This window comes from Parafrankia discariae (assembly GCF_000373365.1).
Lineage (GTDB): Bacteria > Actinomycetota > Actinomycetes > Frankiales > Frankiaceae > Parafrankia > Parafrankia discariae.
The window spans coordinates 1-4,633 of the sequence record NZ_KB891143.1 but is presented as its reverse complement, the minus strand read 5'-3'; the positions used below and the strand labels follow the sequence as shown (position 1 = coordinate 4,633).

Annotated in this window: 1 protein-coding gene; it reads left to right on the top strand. The window is 75.8% G+C overall.

The features are described from left to right. A partial coding sequence (locus B056_RS0107570) for a type I polyketide synthase (protein ID WP_018501281.1) occupies positions 1-4,633 on the top strand: 4,633 nt, incomplete at both ends.

Below are 4,633 nucleotides of genomic sequence, written 5' to 3'. Positions count from 1 at the left end.
TCACCACCCTCCACCACAACGGCCACACCACCTACATCGAAACCAGCCCCCACCCCGTCCTCACCACCACCATCACCGAAACCCTCGAAAACACCACCACCGAAAAGGACACCAATTCAGAGAACGACCGGAACAGCACCCCCACCGAACGACCCGTCATCACCGTCACCGGAACCCTGCGCCGTGACCACGGCACCCTCCACACCTTCCACACCGCCCTCGCCCACCTCCACACCCACGGCCACACCCCCACCTGGCACACACCCCCACCCCCCACACCCCCCACACCCCTGCCCACCTACCCCTTCCAACACCACCGCTACTGGCTGGAGGACGCGAGCCCTCCCGGCGACGCGGACGGCCTCGGCCTGCAGGCGACCGGGCACCCGGTGCTGCGCGCGGCCACCACGCTCGGCAACGGCCAGGGCCTGCTGCTCACCGGTCGGGTCTCCGCCCGCACCCACAGCCTCCTGGCCGGGCACACCGTCGCCGGCACGGCTGTTCTGCCACCGGCCGCGACCCTGGACCTGGCCTTCCACGCGGCCAGGCTGCTCGGCGGACTCGACGTCGAGGAGCTGACGATCAGCACGCCCGTCGTGCTGCCGGCAGCGGACGGGGTCGACCTGCAGCTCATCGTCGAAGCCGAGCGGGACGACTCCCGGCGCCCCTTCACCGTGCGTGCCCGCCACGACCAGCCGTCCGCTCAGGCCGCCGGCGGCACCGCCGCCGCCGGAGAGGACGACGATCTCGGCGAGCAGCTCAACCGCCCCTGGACGACCCACGCCGTCGGCGTGCTGGGACCGGCGGTGCCGGTGCTGGCCGGGGCCACCCCGGCGCCGGAGAGCTGGCCGCCCGCGGGTGCCGAGGAGATCGCGCTGGACGATCTCGACGCCCATCTCGCCACGCTCGGCCTCGAGCCCGGCCCGGCCCTGGACGGCCCGCACCGGCTGTGGCAACGCGGCGAGGAGCTGTTCGCCGAGGTCGAGGTCGCCGAGGACGGCGCGGGCGAACCGGGCCGCTTCGGCCTGCACCCGGCCGTGCTGACCGCCGCGTTGAGCCCCCTGCAGGCCGGTCTCGTCCCGGCCGCCGACCGCGCCCGTCAGCCCGGCGACGCCCGTCAGACCGGCGGAGGCACCGCCGTGAACGGCTTCGGAACGCTGCCGTTGACCTGGCGCGGAGCGACTCTGCACGCTGCGGGTTCCTCCGTGCTGCGGGTGCGCCTCGCGCCGGGCGCCCCGGACCCGGCCGGGCCGGGCCGCGGCTGGGCGGTGGATCTGTTCACCCCCTCCGGCACCGCCGTCGCGAGCATCGCGGACGTACGGCTGCGTCCCCTCGATCCCCGGGACCTCGGCGCCCCCACCGGCGGCCTGGAGGCGGCCCGGGCGGACTGGGTGCTCACCCTGGACTGGCCGGCACTCGAGCCCCCGGTCCGGGAGTCCGCCACGGCGCAGCGCTGGTCGCCCCATCTTCTCCTCCCCACCGCCGACGAGGACCGCTCCGCCGTGGCGGACCTGCTCGCGCGGCTCAGCCGGGTCCTGGGCGGCGCGGACGCCCCGGCCGGCGGTTCGGGCGGCGACCCGGCCGGTGACCCGGCCGACGCCGCGGGCAGCGACCCGGCCGGTATCCCGGCTGACGACACGGCCCGGGAGCCGCTGGGCCCCGAGGTGACCCTGCTCCCCGTCAGCAGTACGGGGGCGGCGTTCGACGCGCTGCGCTCCTGGCTGACCGACCCGGTGACCGAGGGCGGCCGCCTGCTCGTGCTGACCACCCGCGCCGTCGCCACCGGGCCGGACGACACACCGGACCCGCCAGGCCTGGAGGCCGCCGCGGTCTGGGGGCTCGTCCGCGCCGCCCAGACGGAGCACCCGGCCCGGATCACCATCGTCGACCTCGACGGCCAGGACGCCTCGCTCGCCGCGCTGCCCGCCGCGCTCGCCACCGGCGAGCCCCAGCTGGCCCTGCGCGGCGGGGTGGCCCACCGCCCCCGCCTCACCCGCGTGGCCCCCGCGGACCTCGCCGTCCCCGCCGACGGGAGCACCGACGGCACCGTTCCCCCCGACGGCACCATCTCCACCGACGGGACCGTCCCCGCCGGCGGCACCGTGCTCGTGGCCGGCGGCGGTCCGCTGGCGGGGGTGCTCTCGCGGCGTCTCGCCGCGCAGGAGTACGGGACTCGCCTGCTGCTGCTCGGCGCCGACGACGGCCTGGCCGAGGAGCTGGCCGCGCTGGGCGCGGACGTGCTCGCGGCCGAGGGCGACGCGAGCGACCGGGAGGCGCTCGCCGCCGCGCTCGCTCTGGTGAGCGCCGCGAGCCCGGTGCGCGCGGTGCTGCATGTGGCGGCCGCCTCCCCGGTCGCGGCCCTGGAGACCACGAGGACGGCGACGTTCACCGCGGCGGTGGACACGGCGACCGCCGCGGCCCGCAACCTGCACGAGGCTACCCTGGGCCTCGACCTGGACTGGCTGGTTCTCGTCGCCCCGGATGTCGCCGGCACCCTCGGCGGCGTCGGGACGGCCGCCCGGGCCGCGATCGGGGCCGTCCTCGACGGGCTCGCGCGGCAGCGACGCTCGCTCGGGCTCGTGGGGGTCTCGCTGGCACTCGGTCCGCGCGCGACCGGCGACACCGCCAGCACCACCAGCACCGGCGTCACCAGCGTCACCGGTGGCTCCGGGGACTCGGGGGCTGCCGCGGGTCTGGTGCCGTTCGACTCCGCCCAGGCGGGTGACCTGTTCACACTGGTGCGGCGGGCCCGGCCGGCCGCGCTGGTCGCCGCGCGGCTGGACCACGCCGCGCTGCGCCCGGCCGCCGCGGCCGGCCTGCTGCCCGCGGTGCTGCGTTCGCTGGTGCGCGGTGCGCGCACGCCCGCGGCCGGCCAGGGGGTGGGCCGGCTGGTCGCCTCGCTGGTCGGCCGGCCCGAGGGTGAGCAGCGGGCGGTGCTGCTCGGGCTGATCCGGGCCACTGCGGCCGCCGTCCTCGGCCACACCGACGGGGCGGGGGTCGACGTCACCCGGGCCTTCAAGGATCTCGGGTTCGACTCGCTCACCGCGGTGGAGCTGCGCAACCGGCTGGCCGCGGCGACGGGGCTGAGCCTGCCGAGCACGCTGCTGTTCGACTACCCCTCCGGGGAGGTGCTCGCCGACCACCTGCGCTCGCAGCTGCTGGGCCTGGTCCCCGAGGACGGGCGGTCCGCGGCCCGGGGGCGGGCCGGGGACGACGATGAACCGATCGCGATCGTCGCGATGGCCTGCCGTTACCCCGGTGGGGTGCGCACGCCGGAGGACCTGTGGCGGGTGGTCGAGCAGGAGCTCGACGTCATCTCGCCGTTCCCGGACAACCGCGGGTGGGATCTGGACGCCCTGTTCGACCCGGACCCCGCGCACCCCGGCACCTCCTACGCGCGGGAGGGTGGGTTCCTGCACGACGCCGACCAGTTCGACCCGGCGTTCTTCGGGATCTCCCCGCGTGAGGCGACGGCGATGGACCCGCAGCAGCGGCTGCTGCTGGAGACGTCCTGGGAGGCGTTCGAACGGGCCGGGATCGCCCCCGACTCGCTGCGCGGCTCACGCACCGGCGTGTTCGCGGGCGTCGTCTACACCGACTACGGCTCCCGGGTGCGGCTGCCCGCCGACATGGAGGGCTACCTGGGCATCGGCAGCGCGGGCAGCATCGCCTCCGGGCGCATCGCCTACACCCTGGGGCTTGAGGGCCCGGCGGTCACCGTCGACACCGCCTGCTCCTCCTCGCTGGTCGCCCTGCATCTGGCGGTGCAGTCGCTGCGCCGCGGCGAATGCGACCTGGCCCTGGCCGGCGGCGCCACCACGCTGGCCAACCCGGACATCTTCGTCGGTTTCAGCCGGCAGCGCGGGCTGGCTCCGGACTCACGCTGCAAGCCGTTCGCCGCGGCCGCCGACGGCACCGCGTTCGGTGAGGGGGTGGGGCTGCTGCTGGTGGAGCGGCTCTCCGACGCCCGCCGCAACAACCACCCGGTGCTCGCGCTGGTCCGCGGCACGGCGACCAACCAGGACGGCGCCAGCAACGGCCTCACCGCGCCCAACGGCCCCTCCCAGCAGCGGGTGATCCGGCAGGCCCTCGTCGACGCCGGCCTGAACCCCGCCGACGTCGACGCCGTCGAGGCGCACGGCACCGGCACCCGCCTCGGCGACCCCATCGAAGCCCAGGCCATCCTCGCCACCTACGGGCAGGACCGGCCCGACGACAAACCGCTCTGGCTGGGCAGCCTCAAATCCAACATCGGCCACACCCAGGCGGCCGCCGGGGTCGGCGGAATCATCAAGATCATCCAGGCCCTCCACCACGGCGAGCTGCCGCGCACCCTGCACGTCGACGAACCCACCCCGCACGTCGACTGGCAGGCCGGAAACGTCGCCCTGCTCACCGAGAAGCGGCCCTGGGAGCCGGGAGACCGGCCCCGCCGGGCGGGTGTCTCCGGATTCGGCATGAGCGGCACCAACGCCCACGTGATTCTCGAGGAGGCGCCGGCCGCGACCTCCGCGGAGGAAACAACGGACGGCCCGGTGCCGATTCTTCTGTCGGGGCACACCGAGCAGGCTCTCCACGACCAGGCCGAGAACCTCAACACCTACCTCACCCACCACCCGAACACCACCCCCCA